A 22,597-nucleotide genomic window follows, 5' to 3' on the forward strand; every position below is an offset into this window, starting at 1 on the left:
GAGACCTCGCGCCCGCGCGCTCTTCCAGCGTCATGCCGGCGTGCGCCGGAGTTCAGGGTCGACGTATCGAGGCACTGGATTCCGACTGCCGCCGGGATGGCGCAAACCCCGACTCCCGGTGAGATCCATGTCCGAACTGACCCCCCGCGAAATCGTCAACGAACTCGATCGCTACATCATCGGCCAGCACGACGCCAAGCGCGCCGTGGCCGTGGCGCTGCGTAGCCGCTGGCGGCGCATGCAGCTGGAGCCGGCGCTGCGCAACGAAGTGACGCCGAAGAACATCCTGATGATCGGCCCCACCGGCGTGGGCAAGACCGAGATCGCGCGCCGGCTGGCCACGCTGGCCAACGCGCCGTTCGTGAAGGTGGAGGCGACCAAGTTCACCGAGGTGGGCTACGTCGGCAAGGACGTCGAATCGATCATCCGCGACCTGGCCGACGTGGCGTACAAGCTGACCCGCGAGCAGGCGGTCAAGCGCGTGCGCTCGCAGGCCGAGGACCGCGCCGAGGACCGCATCCTCGACGCGCTGCTGCCGCGCCGGCAGGCGCCGGCGGACTGGAGCCACGATCCGGCGCCGGCCAGCGACAGCGACACCCGCCAGAAACTGCGCAAGCAGCTGCGCGAAGGCGCGCTGGACGAGCGCGAGATCGAGCTGGAAACGGCCATGAACGTGGGCGTGGAGATCATGTCGCCACCCGGCATGGAGGAGATGGGCGCCCAGCTGCGCCAGATGTTCCAGAACATCGGCGGCGGCAAGACGCAGACGCGCAAGCTGCCGATCAAGGCGGCGCGCCCGCTGCTGATCGACGAGGAGGCCGGCAAGCTGCTCAACGAGGAGGAGGTGCGCGCCCAGGCGGTGTTCGCCGCCGAACAGCACGGCATCGTCTTCATCGACGAGATCGACAAGGTGGCCCAGCGCTCCGACCACGGCCACGCCGGGGTCAGCCGCGAAGGCGTGCAGCGCGACCTGCTGCCGCTGGTGGAGGGCTCCACCGTGTCCACCAAGTACGGCCCGATCAAGACCGACCACATGCTGTTCATCGCCTCGGGCGCGTTCTCGCTGGCGCGTCCGTCGGACCTGATTCCGGAGCTGCAGGGTCGCCTGCCGATCCGGGTGGAACTGTCGGCGCTGAGCGTGGACGACTTCAAGCGCATCCTGCGCGAACCGAACAACGCGCTGACCAAGCAGTACGTCGCCCTGCTCGCCACCGAGGGCGTCACCATCGAATTCAGCGAGTCGGGGATCGACCGGCTGGCCGAGGTGGCGTTCCAGGTCAACGAGCGCACCGAGAACATCGGCGCCCGCCGCCTGCACACCGTGATGGAGCGGCTGCTGGAGAGCATCTCGTATGAGGCGGCGGACAAAAGCGGCGAAAAATACCTTATCGACGGCGAATTTGTAGATAAAACACTGGGAGACCTGGTGCAGGACCAGGATCTGAGCCGCTACATCCTCTGAACAAGCGAACGCACCCCCTCTGTTAAAATGGGCGTTATGGGCAAGGTCATCGAACTGAAAGTCACCGGCCAGCGTGCCCAGTTGCGCGAAGCGCAGCAGAAGCATCAGCTGATCCGGTTGTGGCGTGGCGAGCTGGAGCACGGCAGCTTCTGTGGCTACGTGGGCGGCGTCGGGCGGGAGTTCTTCCTGCTCTGGGTGGTGGGTGATGCCATCACCTACGACGGCATGTACGTCATGCGCCACCGCGACATCACTGAGCTCGAAGCGCCGGACACGCACCACGTGTTCATGGAGAAAGCGCTGGCGCTCAAGGGCATCCTGCCACGCGTGCCGCGCGGTTTCCCGCTCGACGGCATTCGCGAGGTGGTGCAGGCTGCCGGTCAACTCGCGCCGGTGATCGGCGTACACGTGGACAGCGAGGAAGAGGCCGAGGTCTGTTACGTGGGGCGCCTGCTCAGCGTGGAAGAGGACGGCTTCAACATGCAGGAGATCACACCCGACGCCGAATGGCTGCGCGAGGCGTCGTTCTTCTCGTGGGACGAGGTCTCCACGATCAGCCTGGAAGACGGTTACGCGCAGTCGCTGCTCGCCGTGGCCGGCACGCCGCCGCCGCTGGAGCAGGGCGACTCGGGCGTCGGGCGCGCGCAGTAACTCGCCCCTCTCTGTTGCAAATAGAAGACCCACCCATGCGGTGGGCTTTTTCGTTCTTGGCGACGATGACGGCGTGCGGCCCACTTGTTCGACGTCGCGGTCGGGCCAACGCTGCGGCCTGGTGGCAGCGCATCGCGTATCCTCGTCGACCCACGTATTTCTCCGGAGGCGGCATGGCCCGCATCGTCGTCGTCGGCAGCATCAACATGGATCTGGTGACCGTAGCCGCGCGCTTTCCGACGCCCGGCGAGACCCTGCTCGGCGAGCGCTTCCTCACCGTGCCCGGCGGCAAAGGGGCCAACCAGGCCGTGGCCGCGGCACGGCTGGGCGCCGAGGTGACGCTGGTCGGTGCGGTGGGCGATGACGCGTTCGGCGCGAGCCTGAAACAGGGGCTGGCGGATGAGGGCGTCGACCTCACCCACGTGGCGACACTGCCCGACGTCGGCAGCGGTACCGCTTCGATCACCGTGGCCGAGGGCGACAACCAGATCATCGTGGTGCCTGCGGCGAACGCACGCGTCACACCGGCGCAGGTGCATGCGGCGCAGCGCGCGATCGAGCGCGCCGATGCAGTACTGGTGCAGATGGAGATTCCGCTGGAGTCGGTAGAAGCCACGGTGCGGCTGGGCCACCGCCTGGGCGTGCCGGTGATCCTCAATCCCGCCCCAGCGCAGCCGCTGCCGCGCGACTGGCTTGCGCTAGCAAGCTACCTCACGCCGAACCAGCATGAGCTGGCCACCGTACTGGGCGCCGATGCGGGCGATGACTTCCGTGCGCTGATGCGGCGCGCGCCGTGCCCGGTGGTGCTCACCCGCGGCGGCGAGGGTGCGTGGTACCGCGACGATGGCGATCCGCAGCACCAGGTCGGCTTTGCGGTTCCCGTGGTCGACACCACCGGGGCTGGCGACACCTTCAACGGCGCGCTGGCGGTCTATCTGCGCGAGGGCTTGCAGCAGGCCGTGCGCAAGGCCTGCGCTGCGGCCGCGCTGTCGGTGACCCGGCTCGGCGCGCAGGGCGGCATGCCCCACGCGGCCGAGGTCGACGCGCTGCTCACGCGATCGAGCTGATCACTTGCCGATGCAGAACGAACCGAAGATCGCACCGAGCAGGTCGTCGCTGGTGTAGCTGCCGGTGATTTCGCCCAGCGCGTGCTGCGCCTGGCGCAGCTCCTCGGCGGCCAGTTCGCCGGCGCGGGTGGCCGTCAGCACCGCGGCGGCGTGCTCCAGGTGTTTCCCCACCTGCTGCAGGGCCAGCACGTGGCGACGCCGCGCGCTGAACGCGCCCTCGCCGCCGCCGGCGGCGGCCAACTCGCGCAGGCGAACGCGCAGGGCGTCGAGGTTCTCGCCGGTGCGCGCGGACAGCCACAGGGTGCCCGCTGCGTCCGCTTCGTGTGCGCCCAGCGCGCCGTCGCGGTCGATCTTGTTGACGACGATCAGCCGCACCACCGCATCGGGCAGATCCGCCAGCAGTGCGAGGTCGTCGGCCCAATGCGCCTGTTCGGTGACCAGCAGCGCCACATCGGCCTGGGCCAGTTCCTGCTGTGCGCGGCGCACCCCTTCGCGCTCGACGACGTCATCGGTATCGCGCAAGCCGGCGGTGTCGGCCAGTTCGAGCGTCACGCCATCGAGCTGCACGCTTTCGCGCAGCACGTCGCGGGTGGTGCCGGCGATCGGGGTGACGATCGCGCGATCGCGGCCGGCCAGCGCATTGAGCAGGCTGGACTTGCCCGCATTCGGGCGGCCGATGATCGCCACCCGCAACCCGTCGCTCAGGCGCACGCCGCGCTCGGTCTCGCGCAACAGTTGCGCATGCTCCTCGCGTAGCGCATCCAGTTGCCGGGTGATGGCCGGGTCGGCGAGGAAATCGATCTCCTCCTCGGGAAAATCGATGGCGGCCTCCACGTGCACGCGCAGCGCGATCAGCGCATCGAGCAGGTGCTGCACGCGCCGCGAGAACGCGCCTTCCATTGACTGCAGCGCCGCGCGGGCGGCCAGCTGCGAGCGGGCCGCAATGAGATCGGCCACCGCCTCGGCCTGGACCAGATCGAGCTTGCCATTGAGGAAGGCGCGCTCGGTGAATTCGCCCGGCCGCGCCAGCCGCGCGCCCAGCTCGCACACGCGGCGCAGCAGCGCATCGAGCAACACCGCGCTGCCGTGGACCTGCAACTCGAGCACGTGTTCACCGGTGTAGGACGCCGGTGCGGGGAAGTGCAGCAGCAGGCCTCGATCGATCAGCGCACCGTCGCGATCGCGCAGGGCGAGGAAGTGCGCGTGACGTGGCAACGGCATACGGCCGAGCAGGGCGCTGGCGATGTCCGGCACGGCCGGACCGGAGACCCGCACCACGCCTACGCCCGCAGCCCCCGAAGCCGTGGCGATGGCGGCGATGGTGTCGACGGTCGCGGCATCACTCACGCAGCGTCACTCCCGGCCGCCCGCTGCGGCGTGCGGCGGGCGTAAATGCAATCAGCCCTTGGCGATCGCCTGGCCCTTGGCGGCCTCGGCGCGATCAATGCGGCGGGTCACCCACCACTGCTGGGCCAGACGGCACAGGCCGTTGACGATGTAGTACACCACCAGGCCGGCCGGGAAGAAGGCGAACATCACCGCGAACATCAGCGGCATGAACTTCATCATCTTCGCCTGGGTCGGATCCATGCCCGGCTGCTGCGGCATCATCCACTGGGTGGCAAGCATCACCAGCACGTAGATCGCCGGCAGCACGAAGTACGGATCGGCCGCCGACAGGTCGTGGATCCAGCCGATGAACGGTGCCTGGCGAAGCTCGACGCTCTCGCGCAGCACCGTGTACAGGGCGAAGAAGATCGGGATCGTGATCAGCACCGGCAGGCAGCCGGCGACCGGGTTGATCTTCTCCTTCTTGTACAGCTCCATCATCGCCTGCTGCATCTTCTGCTTGTCGTCGCCGTAACGCTCCTTGAGCGCATCCATCCGCGGCTTGAGCTTGCGCATGCGCGCGGCGGAAACGTACTGCGCCTCGCTGAGCTTGTAGATGGCCACGTTGATCAGCAGCACCAGCAGGATGATCGCGAAGCCCCAGTTGCCCGAGAACTTGTGCAGCTGGTTGAGGATCCAGTGCAGCGGGCTGGCGACGATCGAGAACATGCCGTAGTCGAGCGTGAGCTCCAGCCCCGGCGCGATGGCGGCAAGCTTTTCGCGCAACTTCGGACCCACGTAGAGACGAGCGGCGCTGGTGCCCTGCTGGCCCGGCGCGACGGTGATGCTCGGCCCCATGTCGCGGATCAGGTAGCGCGGGCCGTCTTGGTCCTTGATCACGGCGGTGGAGAAGGTTTCCGCATCGTTCGCCGGCGGCAGCCAGGCGGTGACGAAGTAGTGCTGCTCCATCGCGGTCCAGCCGCCGGTGATGGCGAGGTTCAGCGGCTCCTTCTCGAATTTGTCGAAGGGCAGCTTGTCGAACTTCTTTTCCGGGCTGTACCACGCCACGCCAAAGAAGCTGTAGCGCGACTGGTCGGAGAACTTCTCCAGGAAATTGCTGTGCACCGGCGGCGGCGGCACCACGCGCTGCAGCTGGCGGTAGGCGTTGCCGGTCCACGGTTTGGCGCTGCCGTTGTCGATCTGCTGCGAGAGATCCACCACATAACTGCCGCGATGCACGGTGTAGCGCTTGGTCACGCGCACGCCGGAGGGATCGGTCCAGACCAGATCCACTTTCAGCGCGTCCTGGCCCTTGTCGAGCGTGTAACTGGTGGCGCTGGCCTGGAACAGGGCACGATGGTCCGGGGCCGGGCCGTTGGCGCTGATCAGGCCATCCTGCGCGGCGAAGAAATGCGTGGCGCTGTCGTCGAGCAGGCGGATCGGCGCGGGATCGGGATTCTTCTTCGTGCGCGGCGTCACCGGGTAGTTAAGCAACTCCGAGCGCACCAGGCTGCCGCCACGCGTGTCGATGGTCAGGCGCAGCACGTCGGTGGTGACGGTGACCAGCTGACCGGCCGGCGCGGAGCCTCCTGTCGCCGAGGGAATGGCCGGCGTCGGCGCGCTCGCACCGGGCACGCTGCCATCGGCGGCAGCAGCGCTGGATGCGGCACCGGCGGTGGTGGCAGCGGCCGGCACCGGCGGCTGCGGACCGTAGTCTTTCTCCCAGGCGTTCCACAGCAGGTACGCCACGGCAACCATGGCGAAAAGGAGGAAGGTGCGCGTTTGATTCATCGCGGGGCAGATCCGGTGGTCACCGCGCCGACGCGCAGCGAAAGGACGGGAGAGAAGAAGGTCAACGCTCGATTGTGCCGGCGGCGGGAGCGCGCTTCAACGGCGCAAGCTTGCGCCACAGCGCATCGAGCTCGGCCAGCAGCTCGGTGCCGGGGAGACCGGCGGCCTGTTCACGCGCCATCAGCACCAGGTCGACGGCGGGCAGGTCATGGCGAATACGTCGGAACGACTCGCGGGCCAGGCGCTTGATGCGGTTGCGTTCCACGGCACGCTTGGACACGCGCTTGGAGATGGCCAGGCCCATGCGCGCATGGCCGAGCTCGTTCTGGCGATAGCGCACAGAAAAACAGCGGCCGCCGAAGCGGCCGCTGGCTTGACGCAAGGCGGCGAAGTCACCGGCGCGGCACAGCCGCGCCTCGCGCGGCAAGCCGGCGGCACGCACGATCAGCGCGCCGCTTACGGGATCAGGCGCTTGCGACCCTTGGCACGACGCGCATTGAGTACCTTGCGACCGTCGGCCGTGGCCATGCGGGCACGAAAGCCGTGGGTGCGGGCGCGCTTGAGCTTGCTGGGCTGGAAGGTCCGCTTCATGGCTTCCTCCTGAGTAAGTTGAGAAAAAGGTTGAAAAGTATGCGGAACAAAGCGGTGCGCTGTCAATTGTTGCGCCCGCGACGCGCTCTATCTCCTGTGGACAGGGGTGTGGATAAAGGTGCCAAACCCGGTGGACGGTACTGCTAGACTTGCCGGCCCACCCCGCGCGAAAGCGCCCCAGCCGTGGTTGAAAAGCATTCATGAGTGATCTTTGGCGGCGCTGTCTGGAGCGTCTGGACGGCGAGCTTGGCGCCGAGGAACTGCATACCTGGTTGATGCCCCTGCAGGCTCGTGACGAGAACACGGGGCTGCAGTTGTTCGCGCCCAATCCGTACACGCTCGACACGGTGCGCGACCGCTACCTGCCGCTGATCGAGAGCGTACTGCAGCAGCTGACCGGACATGCGCTGACGGTGCGTCTGGAAGTGGGCTCGAGCGCGCCCCGCGCGGCGCCGAGCCGGCCGGCGAGCGCGCCCACGGCGGCGCGGGCAACGGCTGGCGTCGCCGCGCCGGCACCGGCTACCCAGTTCAGCCATAACCTGGACCCGCACTACACCTTCGAAACCTTCGTCGAGGGCAAATCCAACCAGCTGGGCAAAGCCGCCGCGATGCAGGTGGCCACCAATCCGGGCCGGGCCTACAACCCGTTGCTGCTGTACGGCGGCACCGGGCTGGGCAAGACCCACCTGATGCACGCCGCCGGCAACCTGATGCGCGAGCGCAATCCGGACTTCAAGGTGTTGTACCTGCGTTCGGAGCAGTTCGTCGGCTCGATGATCGAGGCGCTGCGCGCCAAGAGCATGGACCAGTTCAAGCAGCGCTTCCGTTCGGTCGATGCGCTGCTGATCGACGACATCCAGTTCTTCGCCGGCAAGGACACCACGCAGGAAGAGTTCTTCCACACCTTCAATGCGTTGTTCGAGTCCAAGCAGCAGATCATCCTCACCTGCGACCGCTACCCGAAGGAAGTGGACAAGCTCGAGCCGCGGCTGAAGTCGCGCCTGGGCTGGGGCTTGTCGGTGGCGATCGAGCCGCCGGATTTCGAGACCCGCGCGGCAATTCTCCTGTCCAAGGCGCAGGACAAGGGCGTGGAGGTGAGCGAGAGCGTGGCGATGCTGTTGGCCAAGCGCATCCGCTCCAACGTGCGCGATCTCGAGGGCGCGCTCAACACGCTGGCGGCCAAGGCGAACTTCTTCCGCCGTCCGATCACCACCGACTTCGCCGAGGAAACGCTGCGCGACTTGCTGGCTACGCACGCCCAGGCAGTGACGATTCCGAACATCCAGAAGATCGTGGGCGAATATTTCAACGTGCGCTTGCAGGACCTGCTGTCCAAGCGGCGAGTGCGCTCGCTCGCGCGCCCGCGACAGATGGCGATGGCGCTGGCCAAGGAACTCACCGAGCACAGCTTGCCGGAGATCGGCGAGGCCTTCGGTGGGCGCGACCACACTACCGTGCTGCACGCCTGCCGCACCATCAAGAAGCTCAGCGAGACCGATGCGCGCATGCGTCAGGACTGGGAGCAGCTGATCCGAACCCTCACCGGTTGATATGGCGGAAGGCTGGCGACACAAGTTCTTGATAAGCCGGGTTGGAAGCTGTGGATAAGAGGGGGATGCTTTGGCACCGAAATTTATCCACAATTGGCGCACAGTCAGACCAAGGCGCCGGGCACAGCTTCAGAAACGCCTATCGCATTGATTCGAAAGGCAAAAGATTGGTTTTGAGGCTTGTGCACCGCCTCAACAACAACAACCAGCCTTCTTTTAAAAACAGAAAAGCAGTGTAGGGGACGCCCATTCATGCAATTCAGCATCCAACGAGAAGCCCTGCTCAAGCCGCTTCAGCAGGTCGTGGGCGTCGTCGAACGTCGCCAGACCCTGCCGGTTCTTGCCAACCTGTTGGTTCGGGTTGCCGACGGCCGCGTTTCCCTCACCGGCACCGACCTGGAAGTGGAAATGGTCGCCGGCACGGCGGCGGATAAGCTGGCAGACGGTGAAGTCACCATCCCCGCTCGCAAGCTGTTCGATATCGTGCGCGCGCTGCCTGACGGAGCGCAGATCGAGCTGAAGCTCAACGGCGATCGCGTGGCGCTCAACGCGGGTCGCAGCCGCTTCACCCTGGCGACCTTGCCCGCGTCGGAGTTTCCGACCATCGACGAGATCGAACTGGTCGAAAAGGTCAGCCTGCCCGAAGAGGTACTCAAAGACCTGATGGAGCGCACGGCGTTCGCCATGGCCAACCAGGACGTGCGGTACTACCTCAACGGCATGCTGCTCGACCTGCAGGAACACACCCTACGCTGCGTGGCTACCGACGGCCACCGGCTGGCGCTGAAGGAGACGCAGCTTGAGAGCTCCGTTTCGGCACGGCGACAGATCATCATTCCGCGCAAGGGCGTGAATGAACTGATCGGCCTGTTCGAGACCGGCGACGGCACGGTGGAGCTCGAGTTCGGCCGCAACCACCTGCGCGTGCGACGCGGCGAAGTGGTGTTCACGTCCAAGCTGATCGACGGCCGTTTCCCCGACTACGAGGCGGTGATTCCGCTCGGTGCGGACAAGCGCGCCACGCTCGATCGCGAAGTGCTGCGCGGTGCGCTGCAGCGCGCGGCGATTCTCTCCAACGAGAAGTACCGGGGCGTCAAGCTGGAGCTGTCGCCCGGCAAGCTGCGCATCGTGGCGCACAACCCGGAGCAGGAAGAAGCGGTGGAAGAGGTCGAGGCCGACACCTCGGTGTCCGATCTCGCTGTCGGTTTCAACGTCGGTTACCTGCTCGATGCGCTTGCTGCACTGCGCGGCGAACGCGCACGGCTGAACCTGCGCGATGCGCAGTCCAGCTGCCTGGTGCAGGAAGACGACAACGACCAGTCCCGGCACGTGATCATGCCGCTGCGTCTCTGACGCCGGAGCGCGTGCACTTCCCCCGCCGCACCTGCGCTGTCGCCGAACGCCGGAGCCGTCCTCAGACGCTCCGGCGTTCTTCTTTGGGAGCGCTGTCATGAGGCTGAGCCAGCTTCGTGTGCAGGGCTTGCGTTGCCTGGCGGACGTGAGTCTTGAGCTCGGTCCGGACGTCAACGTGTTCGTCGGTGCCAATGGTGCGGGAAAGACCAGCTTGCTCGAAGCGGTGTTCCTGCTTTCCCATGGACGCTCGTTTCGGGCAGGTGCCAGGGATGCGCTGCTGCAAAGGGGAGCGGGTTCGCTATCGATCTATGCGGAGCTGACCAGTGCCGACTCCGCAGCGCTGCGGGTGGGACTCGGTCGGGAAGGGTCGCGCTGGCTGGCGCGGCTGGACGGGCAGACCGTGCCGATCTCCCAGCTGGTGAGTGCGTGCGCGGTGGTGAGTTTTGATCCGGGCTCGCATGCGTTGATCGCCGCGGGTGCCGAGGAGCGCAGGCGATTTCTCGACTGGGGCGTGTTCCACGTGGAACACGAATTCCTGGACCTTTGGCGCCGGTACCAGCGCGCTCTCAAACAGCGCAACAGCCTGCTGCGGGCTGGAGAGCCGTTCGCGAATCTCTACGCCCCTTGGGAACAGGAGCTTGAGAGCACGGCGGAGCCGATCGGCACTTGGCGCGAGCGTTATGTGGACGAGTTGCGCGTCCTGGTGGCCGGATACGCTGCTCAGCTGGTGCCTGAGCTGGGCGCCGTCGATCTTCGCTATCGCCAGGGCTGGGGCGACGGTCTGGCGCTGGGGGAGGTGCTCGGAACCCAGCGTGGTCGCGACATGGCTCGCGGGCACACCACGCAAGGGGCTCATCGGGCGGACTGGACGATAGCGTACGAGCATGCGCCTCTACGCGAGCATCTATCGCGTGGTCAGGAGAAGCTTACCGCCGTAGCTTGCCTGTTGGCTCAGGCGGAGCTCTATGCGACGCATGCCGGTGAATGGCCCATCGTTTGTATCGACGATCTCGCCTCGGAACTGGATGCTCGCCACCAGGCGGCCCTTATCGATCAGCTTCGCGCCGCTAAGGCGCAGGTTCTTGTCACTGGCACCGATTGTCCGGTTGCATTGCGCTCCGATGCTCGCTTGTTCCACGTGGAACAGGGCAGGGTGAGCCCCCTGCTATAATTTATCGGTTAGACCCTAGCCGGCCCATCAAGGCGCCATGCCGGACGGGTTCCCGGCGCCGGAGATCAGTCACTGCATGAATACGACCTACGATTCGAGCAACATCAAGGTACTCAAGGGCCTCGAGGCGGTGCGCAAGCGCCCGGGCATGTACATCGGCGACACCGATGACGGTACCGGCCTGCATCACATGGTGTTCGAGGTCGTCGACAACTCCATCGATGAAGCCTTGGCGGGCTATTGCGATCACGTCACCGTGATCATTCACGACGACGGATCGGTCAGCGTGACCGACAACGGTCGCGGCATTCCGGTTGACACGCATCCGGAAGAAGGGCGCTCCACCGCCGAGGTGGTGATGACCGTGCTCCACGCCGGCGGCAAGTTCGATGCGAACTCCTACAAAGTGTCCGGCGGCCTGCACGGTGTGGGCGTGTCGGTGGTGAACGCGCTCAGTTCGCATCTGTGGTTGACGATCTGGCGCGACGGCAAGGAGCACCTGCAGGAATACGCGCTGGGTGAGCCGCTCTATCCGGTCAAAGTGGTGGGCGACACGGCCCAGCGCGGCACCCGGGTGCGGTTCACTCCTAGCCCGGAGACCTTCACCCACATCGAGTTCCACTACGACATCCTGGCCAAGCGCCTGCGCGAGCTGGCTTTCCTCAACTCAGGCGTCACCATCGACCTGAAGGACGAGCGTGGCGAAGGCCGCCAGGATCGCTTCGCGTACGAAGGCGGCATCGCCTCGTTCGTGCAGCATCTGGCGCAGCTGAAGACTCCGCTGCATCCGCACGTGATCAGCCTCAAATCCGAATCCGAGACCGACGGCATCGTGGTCGAGCTGGCGATGCAGTGGACCGACTCCTATCAGGAGACGATGTTCTGCTTCACCAACAACATTCCGCAGCGTGACGGCGGCACCCACCTCACCGGCTTCCGGGCCGCGCTGACCCGCTCTTTGCAGAACTACATCGAGAAGGAAGGCCTGGCCAAGAATGCCAAGGTGGCCTTGTCCGGCGACGACATGCGCGAAGGCCTGATCGCGGTGCTGTCGGTGAAAGTGCCCGACCCGAAGTTCTCCTCGCAGACCAAGGACAAGCTGGTCTCCTCCGAGGTGAAAACCGCGGTGGAGCAGGCGGTCAACGAGAAGCTGGGCGAGTTCCTGCTGGAGCACCCGAGCGAGTCCAAGGCGATCGCCTCCAAGGTGGTCGACGCCGCCCGCGCCCGCGAGGCGGCGCGCAAGGCGCGCGAGATGACCCGCCGCAAGGGCGCGTTGGATATCGCCGGCCTGCCGGGCAAGCTGGCGGACTGCCAGGAAAAGGATCCGGCGCTGTGCGAACTGTTCCTGGTCGAGGGCGATTCGGCCGGCGGCTCAGCCAAGCAGGGCCGCAACCGCAAGACCCAGGCGGTGCTGCCGTTGAAGGGCAAGATCCTCAACGTGGAGAAGGCGCGCTTCGACAAGATGCTGTCGTCGGCCGAGGTCGGCACCCTGATCACGGCGCTGGGCACCGGTATCGGCAAGGAGGACTACAACCCCGACAAGCTGCGCTACCACCACATCATCATCATGACCGACGCGGACGTGGACGGCTCGCACATCCGCACCCTGCTGCTGACGTTCTTCTACCGGCAGATGCCGGAGCTGATCGAGCGCGGCCACGTCTATATCGGCCTGCCGCCGCTGTACAAGCTCAAGCAGGGCAAGCAGGAGATGTACCTCAAGGATGACGCCGCGCTCAACGAATACCTGATCTCCAACGCGGTGGACAACGCTGAGCTGACGAGCGCGCCAGGTGTCCCGCCGATCACCGGCGAGGCATTGGAGAGGCTGCTACGCGACTACCAGGGAGCGCTGGACCAGATCGCACGGCTCAGCCACCGATTCGATGCGGCGGTATTCACCGCGCTGCTCGAGCACGCTCCGATCGAGCCCGATCTGTGGAGTGACGCGGCTGCCATGCAGCGCTGGCTGGATGGCGCCACCGCGCGACTCGCAGCCAGCGGTCTGGGCAAGCCGCGTTACCGCATGGCCCTGCGCCCGGCGGTCGATGAGCAGCCCGCGGCCATCGAGGTGGTGCGCGACCAGCACGGGATCAACCACACCTGGCTGCTGCCGCAGCCGTTCTTCGGCGGCAGCGAGTTCCGGCCGATCCTTCACGTCAGTCGACAGCTGTCCGACCTGATCCAGAGCGAGGCGGTGATCCGGCGCGGCAATGCGTCGCGTGGCGTGACCAGCTTCGCCGAAGTCCGCAGCTGGCTGCTGGACGAGGCGAAAAAGGGGCGCACCATCCAGCGCTTCAAGGGCCTGGGCGAAATGAACCCCGAGCAGCTGTGGGAAACCACCGTCAACCCGGAAACGCGGCGCATGCTGCAGGTCGGCATCGAGGACGCTTTTGCCGCCGACCAGATGTTCTCGATGCTGATGGGCGAGGCGGTCGAGCCACGCCGCGACTTCATTGAGGCGAATGCGCTGAAGGTCGCCAACCTCGATATCTGACCGACATCGGCAGCGTATTATTACGGCGGCGTTCATCCACGATGGCGCCGCCGCAAATTTTTGCGCGTTTCCGGATGCAGAAGTCGATACGGGCGCGCATGCTAAACGTTTGATTTTTATAAAGACATCATGCGGCGGCGCGACTTGTTATCGGTTGCATGTGCCGTTAGTCTTGGCGATCCCCTTACGCCGTCGTGCGTAAACCCGACAAGAGGACAGCCATGAAGCATGCCCCCCTGTTCAAGATGCTGGCAGGCGCCACCCTTGCTCTGACCATCGCCGCCACGCCGGCCATGGCTCATGCCCATGCCGAGAAGGAAAAGAAGGAGGCGCTGTACCCCAACGCGACCCGTAAGGAGCCCAAGCTCGATCTGACCAGTTCCAAGGATCAGAAGGCGCTCAACGAGGGTCTGGACGCGGTGAACTCGGGTGATGCGGCCAAGGCATCGCAGATCCTGCAGCCAATCGTCGACAGCAGCAAAAGCAAATACGCCCAGGCACTGGCTCTGCAGGGTCTGGCCAACGTCAAGTACAACGCCGGCGATCTCAAGGGTGCCATCGCCCTCCTGAGCCAGGCCATCGACAACGGCGTGCTGCCGAACGACACCTACTTCCAGCTGCAGTACGAACTTGCCCAGTTCCAGCTTGCCGATGAGCAGTACCAGCCGGCCATCGACACGATTGCCAAGTGGCGTAGCGAGGGTAAGAAGGACACTGCCGAGTCGCACGCGCTCGAGGGCAATGCGTATTACCGCCTCGAAAAATATCCCGAGGCGATCGCTGCGATGAAGCAGGCCTTGTCGATGACCGACAAGCCGCAGAGCAGCTGGAACCAGATCCTGATGGCCAGCTACGCCGAGTCCGGCCAGAACGATCAGGCCGCCCAGCTTGCCGAGCAGCAGCTCGCCGCCAATCCGAACGACACCACGGCCCTCAACAACGCCGTTGCCGTGATGATGCAGGCGCAGAAGTACCCGGAGGCGATCGCCCTGATGGAAAAGGCGAAGGCCCAGGGTGCGCTGAAGAGCGAGAAGGACTACGTCAACCTCGCTAAGCTCTATCTCATCACCGGTCAGAATTCGGACGATCCGAAGTCCAACGCCAGCAAGGCCGTGCAGACGCTCGATGAGGGCATGAGCAAGGGTGTGGTGCCCTCGTCTTACGACAATTACAAGCTGCTCGGTGACGCAAATTACGTGAGCGGCAACGAGAGCAGAGCGATCGACGCTTACAAGAAGGCGATGCCGATGGGCAAGGATGGCGAAGCTGCCGTCCGCGCCGGTCAGTTGCTCCTTTCGCAGAACAAGTACAGCGAGGCGCGCACGCTCATCCAGCAGGGCATCGCCAAGGGCGTCCAGCACCGTGGTTCGGCGTACATGCTGTTGGCGGAGTCGGAGCGGGGCCTGAAGAACAAGCCTGCTGCCATCGCTGCCATGAAACAGGCAGCACAGGATCCGGAAACTGCTGCGAAGGCCAAGGACTGGTTGAAGAAGGCTGGAGCCAAGTAAGGACACAAGGTGTTGTTCTCGGGGGCAAATGGACGTCCAAACCATGCGTCCGGGAGCTATACAAACGCCTTGTGCTGATGTACCGTTGAAATCTTTCCGCGCGCGAAAAATAGTGCCGTAATCCGTTGCTTCAAGGCGCGAATTACGGGTCAAGCGCTGCGGCAAACGCCCACCGATCGACTAGCTTCAAGATAGTGACAGATGGCCTCACGCAACGAAGAACTCGACAACAAGTCGTTCAATTGGAGGCGCACCTGGGCGTTGGCAGCTGCCATCGCGCTGCATTCCTTCGCGTTCCTGATGCTGGTGGCGCCCATGGCGCCGCCCAAGCAGGCACAGAAAGAGAAGGATAAGGTCGTCCAGGTCAACTTCATCGAACCGCCGCCGCCCCCGCCGCCCCCGCCGCCCCCGCCGCCGGAGCCGCCCAAGCAGCCGCCGCCGAAGATCATCCAGCAGAAGACTCCGCCGCCTACCCCGCCGCCGCCGGCTCCGCCGCCGGCCGTGGATGAGGCGACGACGAATCCTGCGCCGCCGGTTCCTCCTGCGCCGCCTGCACCGCCGGCTCCGCCGTCGGACATCACGGCCAGCCAGGATCTGAGCTACAACAGCCGCATGCAGCCGCGCTACCCGCCACAGGCGATTCGCCAGCGGCATGAGGGTACGGTGACCCTGCTCATTCTCGTGGCCGTCGATGGCACGGTGAAGGACGTCAAGGTGGACGTCTCCAGTGGCTACCGCGAGCTTGATCGTGCAGCAATGGATGCGGCACGTCGTTGGCGCTTCAACCCGACCATTCGCAATGGGCAGAAGGTTGAGGGCTATGCCCGCGTCCCGGTCAATTTCAACCTCAATCAGCTGTAATCCCCATTACAGTTACAGTTCACGCTTGACTTCCCAAGGGTAGCGTTATGTTCCAACAGACCTCTGCACCACTGACCAACTCCGAAGCCATGAAGCAGATGGGCTTCGGTGACCTCATCCACAACCTCGACCCGATCGGCTGGATCGTGCTGGTCACGCTCGTGATCATGTCGGTGTCCTCGTGGTACTTCATCGTGGCCAACGCGATCCGCAACGCGATGGTCCGTTCGCGAGCGGACAAGGTGATCGACGGCTTCTGGAACACCAGTTCCACCCAGGAAGCCATCCGTGAGCTCGAGGCGCAGCCTAAGGGCGAACCGTTCTCGAAGATCGCGCTCGACGCCGCCTCGGCCGTGGCCCATCACCAGCAGGCCGGTGCTTCGGGCAACGGTCTGGCCCAGACGCTCAGCCGTTCCGAGTTCATCGACCGCGCCCTGCGTCAGGCCGTTGCTCGCGAGAGCCTGCGTCTGGAAGGTGGCCTGACCCTGCTCGCTACGGTCGGTTCGTCCGCGCCGTTCGTGGGTCTGCTCGGTACCGTGTGGGGCATCTACAACGCGCTGATCGGCATCGCCGCGGCGGGTAATGCCTCGATGACGGCCGTGGCCGGTCCGGTGGGTGAGGCGCTGATCATGACCGCGATCGGTCTGTTCACCGCGATCCCGGCCGTGCTTGCGTACAACTTCTTCAACCGCGCCAACCGCCTGACCTACGCGCAGTTCGACGAGTTCGCGCACGACCTGCACGACTTCTTCGCCACCGGCGCCCGCGTCGAAGGCAAGTGAGGGCCTGACCCATGGCAATGAGCACCGGTGGAAGTTCCGGCGGTCCGATGTCGGAAATCAACGTCACGCCGCTGGTCGACGTGATGCTGGTGCTGTTGATTATCTTCATGATCACGGCACCGCTGGCCAGCCACAGGATTGACGTCAAGCTACCCACGGCCAATCCGAAGGCGACCGACGACAAGCACATCGAGCCGATGGACCTGGCCGTGACGCCTGACGGCGCGATGTATCTGGACGACCGGGAAGTCGACGAGAACCAGCTGAAGGCGGCGTTTGCCGTGGCAGCTTCCAAGTCGCCCCAGCCGGAACTCCAGATCCGCGCCGACAAGACGACCGAGTACAAGATCGTGAAGAAGATCCTCTCCGATGCGAAGGGCCAGGGCATGGTCCACGTCGGCTTCATCACGACGGGCAAGGAGTAAAGACCATGGCTTTCAGTACTGGAAGCGGCAAGGGTCCGATGGCCGACATCAACGTCACGCCGCTGGTCGACGTGATGTTGGTGCTGCTGATCATCTTCATGCTCACCGCGCCCATCGTGACGCACGATGTGAAGATCGATCTGCCGCAGCCGACCAACAACCCGCCGCCGGATACCGATCACCTGGATCCGATCAGCCTGAAGATCGACGCGTCCGGTTCGCTGTACTGGAACGACGTGCCGGTCGACGAAAGCGGCATGCGGGCACAGATGGCGGTAATCTCGCAGCAGACCAATCAGCCGGAGATCCAGATCAACGCCGACGATGCGGTGGCCTACGAATATGTGGCCCGCGCGCTGGCGGATGCGAAGAGCTACGGCTTGACCAAGATCGGATTCACCGAACAGTAAATCGCTACGGTCGATGTCCGGACGCAATTACGAAAAACCCCCGCTTCGGCGGGGGTTTTTTGTTGGGGTTACCGCATCGCGTTGCCGATGCGCTGCGGGCAGCGATCCTCAGTCGAGGATCTGGCGATACCGTCGAACGGTGGGCGCCAAGCCATCGTAGAGCGCCTCGCCGATCAGCGCGTGACCAATGGAAACCTCGGCCAAGCCGGGAATCGCCGCCTTGAAGGTGCCCAGGTTCGCCTGGCTCAGATCGTGTCCCGCGTTCACCGCGAGCCCGGCCTGCTGCGCGCGCCGCGCCGTCTCCACACATCGCGCCAGCTCGACATCGACATGGCCGCGGGCGAACGCGTGGGCATATGGCCCGGTATAGATCTCGACGCGCTGGGCGCCGATCCGTACCGCTGCCTCGAACTGCACCGTGCCGGCATCGACGAACAGGCTCACGCGGCATCCCATCTCCCGAAACTCAGCCACCAGCGGCGCCAGCCGATCGGCGTCGCGGTCCAGGTCGAAACCGTGATCGGAGGTGATCTGCCCGTCGCTGTCCGGCACCAGGGTGATCTGGGTCGGGCGGACTTCCCTGGCCAAGGCCACCAGGCCGGGGTACTCATCGCGTGGCGGCGCGAAAGGGTTGCCCTCGATGTTGTACTCGACCCGGCCGCGCAACAGCTGTGCCAGCAGGCGCACGTCGTCGGGCCGGATATGCCGCTGGTCGGGGCGCGGATGCACCGTGATACCGCCACAGCCCGCTTCGATGCAGGTATGCGCCGCGCGGGCGAGGGACGGTTCGTCGCCGCCGCGCGAATTGCGCAGCACCGCGATCTTGTTGAGGTTGACGCTGAGCAGAGTCATGGAGGGCAAACCAGCAGTCACGGAGAAGCCCGCGCGTCGATATCGGCGCTGCGGCGGACGCCAAGAGTACGCCAACGAGAGCCATGTGGATCAGCCGGACTCGCCGCGCCAGCGCAGTTGCATAGGCGGTCCATGCCAAGCGATCGCACTCACCCAGCCGGGTTCCAGGGACAGCTCTTGCAGCTGCCATGACGCCAACGACTCGTCGCCGAACTCGCGCAGCACCGGCGCGGCTTCCCCCAGCTCCACCACCACGCGATGCAAGCCGTACGCGAGCCCGCGGCCTTCGGCCTTCAGCAAGGCTTCCTTGAGTGTCCAGAGCCGCAGGAACGCCGGCGCCCGATCAGCGGCCGGCAGCGCACACAGTGTCTGTACTTCCTGCGGTGCAAAGAAGCGCTGCGCCAGCGCCAGGACGTCCCGCGCGCCGCGCCGCTGCCGATGCTCCAGATCGATCCCCGGCTGGACGTGTCGTGCGATCGCCACCAGCGCGCGGCCCCCGCTGTGCGACCAGTTGAAACGCAGCGCCTCGCGGTGCGGACCGGCGAGCTCGGGCCGGCCGTGCGCCGAGTCAGTTAGTACGACCTGCTCAGCGGCATAGCCCAGGTAACGTCCCAGCAGCTGGCGCAACGGCGCGCGCCCCGCGGTGTGGTCGTGCGGTATTGTCCAGAGATGAATCTCGTCATCGCGTAGGCCCTCTGCTAGTTTGAGGACGGTCGGCGGTTGGCCATCGGTCATGCCGGCATGGTGCCGTCCCCGAGCGGGTCCGCACAAGAACCGGGATTTCGCGCGGCGAAAGCGCACGCATCGGGCGAGGGTAGAACGTGATCTCTGGTTGGCTGCTGCTGGTGGTGGCCGCACTGTACGTGGGCGTGCTGTTCGCGGTGGCCTGGAAGGGCGATCGCCAGCCGCTGTACCCCAGCAAGCCGCGCCTGCGCCCGCTGGTCTACAGTTTGGCGCTGGCGGTGTACTGCTCGTCGTGGACCTTCTACGGCGCCGTGGGCACGGCCGCACGCGACGGCCTCGCGTACCTGCCGATCTACCTCGGCCCGGCCCTGCTCTTCATCCTCGGCTTCGGCCTGATGACGCGCCTGGTGACGGTGGCCGGGCAGCGCAACATCACCACCATCGCCGACTTCATCGGTGCCCGGTTCGGCAAGTCGCACGGGCTGGCGGCGCTGGTCGCGCTGATCGCGGTAACCGCCGTGGTGCCTTACCTCGCCTTGCAGTTCAAGGCGATGGCGATGTCGGTGGACGTGCTGTCGGGCATCGACGCCGACGCCATCGTGCCGTCGACCGACAGCGCCCTGTGGTGCGCCCTGCTGCTGGCGGCCTTCGCCATCCTGTTCGGCACGCGTAGCATCGATGCCAGCGAGCACCACCACGGCATGATGCTGGCCATTGCGCTGGAATCGGTGATCAAGCTGCTCGCCTTCCTCGGCCTGGGCATCTACGCCTTGTGGCGTGGGCCGGGCCCGCATGAGCTGCTCACGCTGCCTACCACGCCCTTCACCCACGGGCAGTCGCCGGGCTTCCTGGCGCAGACCCTGCTCGCGTTCTGCGCGATGTTCTGCCTGCCGCGACAGTTCCAGATCGGCGTGGTGGAGTGCGAAGACCCGCGCGACCTGCGCCGCGCGCGCTGGATGTTTCCCCTGTACATGCTGCTGATCAGCGCAGCGGTCCTGCCGATCGTGGCCGCCGGCATGCACGTGCCTTCCGTGCGCGGCGGCGTGGCCGACGCCTGGGTGCTGAATCTGCCGCTGGCCCACGGCGATCGCGGCGTCGCCCTGATCGCGTTCCTCGGCGGGTTCTCGGCGGCGACCGGCATGGTGATCGTGGCCACCGTCGCGCTTTCCACCATGATCAGCAACGATCTGGTGATGCCCGCGCTGCTGCGCATCCGCCGGCTGCATCTGGAGCAGCGCCAGGACCTCTCGCTGCTGCTGCTGCGCATCCGCCGCGTGGCGATCGTGGTGCTGGTGCTGCTCGCCTACGGCTATTACCGCGTGGTGGCCGACAATGCCAACCTCGCCGCTACCGGTTTGCTCGCCTTCGCGGCGGTGGCGCAGTTCGCGCCGGCGATCGTCGCCGCGCTGTACTGGCGCGGGGCCAGCCAGGCAGGCGTGGCGATCGGTCTGCTCGCCGGGTTCGGGGTGTGGATCTACACCCTCCTGCTGCCGGCGGTTGACCGCACGGCCGAGTGGCTGCGGCTCGGACCGTTCGGCATCGAGTGGCTGCGGCCGCAGGCGCTGTTCCACCTCAGCGGCTGGGACCCGGTGATGCACAGCACGTTCTGGTCGCTGCTGGTGAACGTCGCGTGCCTGATCTTCATCTCGCTGCGCTTCCGCCCCACGCTGGCCGAGCGCATCCACGCGGCGATGTTCGTCGATCCGTTCGTTGCCAGCAGCAGCACGGCGGGCGACTGGCGCGGCCGTGTTGCGGTGGGCGATCTGCTTACGATCGCCGGGCGCATCGTCGGCGAGCGCAGTTCCCAGCGCGCCTTCGCCGAATACGGCCTGCGCCAGGGCAAGGCGCTGGATCCCAATGGCGCCGCCGATCGCGCGTTGATCCAGTACACCGAGCGCCTGCTCGCCGGCGCCGTGGGTGCGGCCAGCGCGCGCCGCATCTTGATGGGCGCGCTGTCCGGCTCGGGCCTGGACATCGCCGAGGCGATGGCGCTGATGGACGAGGCCTCGCAGGAGCTGCGCTTCAACCGCGAGCTGCTGTCCACCACGCTGGAAAACGTGTCGCAGGGCATCAGCGTGGTCGACGCGCGGATGCGCCTGGTCACCTGGAACCGGCGCTATCTGGAGCTGTTCGACTACCCCGATGGCATGGTCTACATCGGCGTGCCGGTGGCCGATCTGATCCGCTGGAACGCCGAGCACGGGGAATGCGGCCCGGGGGAAGTGGAAGCGCATGTGGCCAAGCGCATCGGCCACCTGCGCGCCGGCACGCCGCACCTGTTCCAGCGCGTTCGCCCGGACGGCACGGTGATCGAAATGCGTGGGCGCCCGCTGCCCGGCGGCGGCTACGTCACCACCTACACCGACGTCACCGCATACAAGCACGCCGAGCTGGCCCTGCGCGAGGCGAACGAATATCTCGAGCAGCGCGTGGAGCAGCGCACTGCCGAACTCAGCGAGGCGCTGGACGCCACCGCCCGCGCGCAGCGCGAAGCCGAATCGGCGATGGTGTCCAAGACGCGCTTCCTGGCCGCCGCCAGCCATGACCTGTTGCAACCACTCAACGCCGCGCGCCTGTTCACTTCGGCGCTGCGCCAGCAACCGGCGCTCGATGAAGAATCCAGCCGCCTGGCCGAACGCATCGATGCCTCGTTCCGCGCGGCGGAGGATCTGCTCGACGCGCTGCTCGATGTCTCCCGCCTCGATGCCGGTCGCTACCAACCCGAGTACAGCGACTTCGCGTTGGCCGACCTGTTCGACTCGCTCAAGGCGCAGTTCGCGGTGGTCGCCGAGCAGCGCGGGCTGCGCCTGCGCGTGGTGTCCACGCGCCTGTCGATCCGCAGCGACCCGCAACTGCTGCGCAGGATCCTGCAGAACTTTCTCTCCAACGCGCTGCGCTATACCCGCGCCGGCGGCGTGCTGCTGGGCGCGCGCCGGCACGGCAACGAGGTGCGCATCGAAGTCTGGGATACCGGCCCGGGCATCGCGCCTGAGCAGCGCGCCAACATCTTCGACGAGTTCCAGCGGCTGCAGCGGCCGTCACCGTGGGGCGAAAAGGGGCTGGGGCTGGGCCTGTCGATCTGCGACCGCATCGCCGCGATCATGGGCCACCGGCTCGCGCTGTCTTCGCGTGAGGGCAAGGGCAGCTGCTTCGCCTGCGTGGTGCCGCGGGTGGCCGCGGTGCCGCGTCGCCCGGCCGTAGCGCCGCGGTTGCCCACGGGCGAGCAGCTCGCGCTGACTGTCCTTTGCCTGGACAACGACCCCAGCATCCTCGACGGCATGCAAGCCTTGCTCAAACGTTGGGGGGTGGATTGCCGTGTCGCCGAAGACGTGATGCAGGCCGAGGCGCAGCTGCGAGCCGGCGGCATCGACCTGCTGCTTGCCGACTACCATCTCGCCGACAGCGTCGATGGGCTGCAGGCCCTGCAGCATCTGCGCATGCGGCTGGGTACGCTGCCGCCGGTGGCGATGATCACCGCCGACGGCAGCAGCGAGCTGAAGCAGCGCGCCCGCGAGCTGGGCTACCCGCTGCTGCACAAACCGGTGCGTCCTGCGGCCTTGCGCGCGCTGCTGGGGGCGCTGTTGCGCAAGCAGGCCAGCAGCGGCTGAGCCTG

19 protein-coding genes are annotated in these 22,597 nt (G+C 66.0%); 13 read left to right on the forward strand and 6 right to left on the reverse strand.

The window, feature by feature from the left end:
* Positions 1-127: 127 nt before the first annotated feature.
* From hslU to rbsK, 3 genes are all read left to right on the forward strand, one after another.
* On the forward strand, positions 128-1,462 hold the full coding sequence (gene hslU / locus ACTHJF_RS10495) for an ATP-dependent protease ATPase subunit HslU (protein WP_440267062.1): 1,335 nt from the start codon (positions 128-130) through the stop codon (positions 1,460-1,462).
* 36 nt (positions 1,463-1,498) lie between these two features.
* Positions 1,499-2,113, forward strand: coding sequence for a hypothetical protein (locus ACTHJF_RS10500; RefSeq protein ID WP_431635059.1), 615 nt, complete (start codon positions 1,499-1,501; stop codon positions 2,111-2,113).
* A gap of 173 nt (positions 2,114-2,286) precedes the next feature.
* Positions 2,287-3,180: a ribokinase gene (gene rbsK, locus ACTHJF_RS10505; protein WP_440267063.1), complete on the forward strand. Its 894-nt coding sequence runs from the start codon at positions 2,287-2,289 to the stop codon at positions 3,178-3,180.
* On the opposite strand, the gene mnmE is transcribed toward rbsK, so the two are convergent.
* The 4 genes from mnmE to rpmH form a co-directional block, all read right to left on the reverse strand.
* Entirely contained in the window at positions 3,181-4,527 is a 1,347-nt protein-coding gene (mnmE, locus tag ACTHJF_RS10510; protein WP_440267064.1) for a tRNA uridine-5-carboxymethylaminomethyl(34) synthesis GTPase MnmE, read from the reverse strand. It abuts the gene before it with no gap.
* A gap of 51 nt (positions 4,528-4,578) precedes the next feature.
* Positions 4,579-6,300 (reverse strand): membrane protein insertase YidC, encoded by a 1,722-nt coding sequence (gene yidC, locus ACTHJF_RS10515; protein ID WP_440267065.1) that lies wholly within the window; start codon positions 6,298-6,300, stop codon positions 4,579-4,581.
* Between the two features lie 61 nt (positions 6,301-6,361).
* Positions 6,362-6,742 carry a ribonuclease P protein component gene (gene rnpA / locus ACTHJF_RS10520; protein ID WP_440257700.1) on the reverse strand — a complete coding sequence of 127 codons (381 nt, stop codon included), beginning with the start codon at positions 6,740-6,742 and terminating at the stop codon, positions 6,362-6,364.
* Between the two features lie 14 nt (positions 6,743-6,756).
* Entirely contained in the window at positions 6,757-6,891 is a 135-nt protein-coding gene (rpmH, locus tag ACTHJF_RS10525; RefSeq protein WP_007510029.1) for a 50S ribosomal protein L34, read from the reverse strand.
* A 200-nt stretch (positions 6,892-7,091) separates the two neighbouring features.
* Here rpmH and dnaA point away from each other — a divergent pair, with 200 nt between their 5' ends.
* The 9 genes from dnaA (at position 7,092) to ACTHJF_RS10570 (ending at position 17,448) form a co-directional block, all read left to right on the forward strand.
* Positions 7,092-8,441, forward strand: coding sequence for a chromosomal replication initiator protein DnaA (gene dnaA, locus ACTHJF_RS10530; RefSeq protein ID WP_440267066.1), 1,350 nt, complete (start codon positions 7,092-7,094; stop codon positions 8,439-8,441).
* Positions 8,442-8,693: 252 nt separating this feature from the next.
* Complete coding sequence (gene dnaN / locus ACTHJF_RS10535; protein ID WP_440267067.1) at positions 8,694-9,794, forward strand: DNA polymerase III subunit beta; 1,101 nt, start codon at positions 8,694-8,696, stop codon at positions 9,792-9,794.
* Between the two features lie 97 nt (positions 9,795-9,891).
* Positions 9,892-10,965, forward strand: a complete 1,074-nt coding sequence (gene recF, locus ACTHJF_RS10540; RefSeq protein ID WP_440267068.1) for a DNA replication/repair protein RecF — start codon at positions 9,892-9,894, stop codon at positions 10,963-10,965.
* Positions 10,966-11,041: 76 nt separating this feature from the next.
* Positions 11,042-13,462, forward strand: a complete 2,421-nt coding sequence (gyrB, locus tag ACTHJF_RS10545; RefSeq protein ID WP_440267069.1) for a DNA topoisomerase (ATP-hydrolyzing) subunit B — start codon at positions 11,042-11,044, stop codon at positions 13,460-13,462.
* 221 nt (positions 13,463-13,683) lie between these two features.
* Complete coding sequence (locus tag ACTHJF_RS10550; RefSeq protein WP_440267070.1) at positions 13,684-14,970, forward strand: tetratricopeptide repeat protein; 1,287 nt, start codon at positions 13,684-13,686, stop codon at positions 14,968-14,970.
* Positions 14,971-15,171: 201 nt separating this feature from the next.
* The gene (locus tag ACTHJF_RS10555) at positions 15,172-15,831 is read left to right on the forward strand and encodes an energy transducer TonB (RefSeq protein ID WP_440267071.1); all 660 of its coding nucleotides are present in this window, start codon (positions 15,172-15,174) and stop codon (positions 15,829-15,831) included.
* A 47-nt stretch (positions 15,832-15,878) separates the two neighbouring features.
* Positions 15,879-16,613: a MotA/TolQ/ExbB proton channel family protein gene (locus tag ACTHJF_RS10560; RefSeq protein ID WP_431635071.1), complete on the forward strand. Its 735-nt coding sequence runs from the start codon at positions 15,879-15,881 to the stop codon at positions 16,611-16,613.
* A gap of 11 nt (positions 16,614-16,624) precedes the next feature.
* The gene (locus tag ACTHJF_RS10565; RefSeq protein ID WP_431635072.1) at positions 16,625-17,038 is read left to right on the forward strand and encodes an ExbD/TolR family protein; all 414 of its coding nucleotides are present in this window, start codon (positions 16,625-16,627) and stop codon (positions 17,036-17,038) included.
* A gap of 5 nt (positions 17,039-17,043) precedes the next feature.
* Positions 17,044-17,448 (forward strand): ExbD/TolR family protein, encoded by a 405-nt coding sequence (locus ACTHJF_RS10570; protein WP_431635074.1) that lies wholly within the window; start codon positions 17,044-17,046, stop codon positions 17,446-17,448.
* Between the two features lie 108 nt (positions 17,449-17,556).
* Here ACTHJF_RS10570 and ACTHJF_RS10575 read toward each other — a convergent pair whose 3' ends face one another.
* A complete protein-coding gene (locus ACTHJF_RS10575; protein ID WP_440267072.1) occupies positions 17,557-18,300 on the reverse strand; it encodes a pyridoxine 5'-phosphate synthase in 744 nt (247 codons plus the stop codon).
* Positions 18,301-18,390: 90 nt separating this feature from the next.
* Positions 18,391-19,035 (reverse strand): 4'-phosphopantetheinyl transferase family protein, encoded by a 645-nt coding sequence (locus ACTHJF_RS10580; RefSeq protein WP_440267073.1) that lies wholly within the window; start codon positions 19,033-19,035, stop codon positions 18,391-18,393.
* Positions 19,036-19,121: 86 nt separating this feature from the next.
* Between ACTHJF_RS10580 and ACTHJF_RS10585 the strand changes: the two genes are divergently transcribed.
* Positions 19,122-22,592 carry a hybrid sensor histidine kinase/response regulator gene (locus tag ACTHJF_RS10585; RefSeq protein ID WP_440267074.1) on the forward strand — a complete coding sequence of 1,157 codons (3,471 nt, stop codon included), beginning with the start codon at positions 19,122-19,124 and terminating at the stop codon, positions 22,590-22,592.
* Positions 22,593-22,597: the final 5 nt, after the last annotated feature.

Source organism: Dyella sp., assembly GCF_051962475.1.
Classification (GTDB): domain Bacteria; phylum Pseudomonadota; class Gammaproteobacteria; order Xanthomonadales; family Rhodanobacteraceae; genus Dyella_A.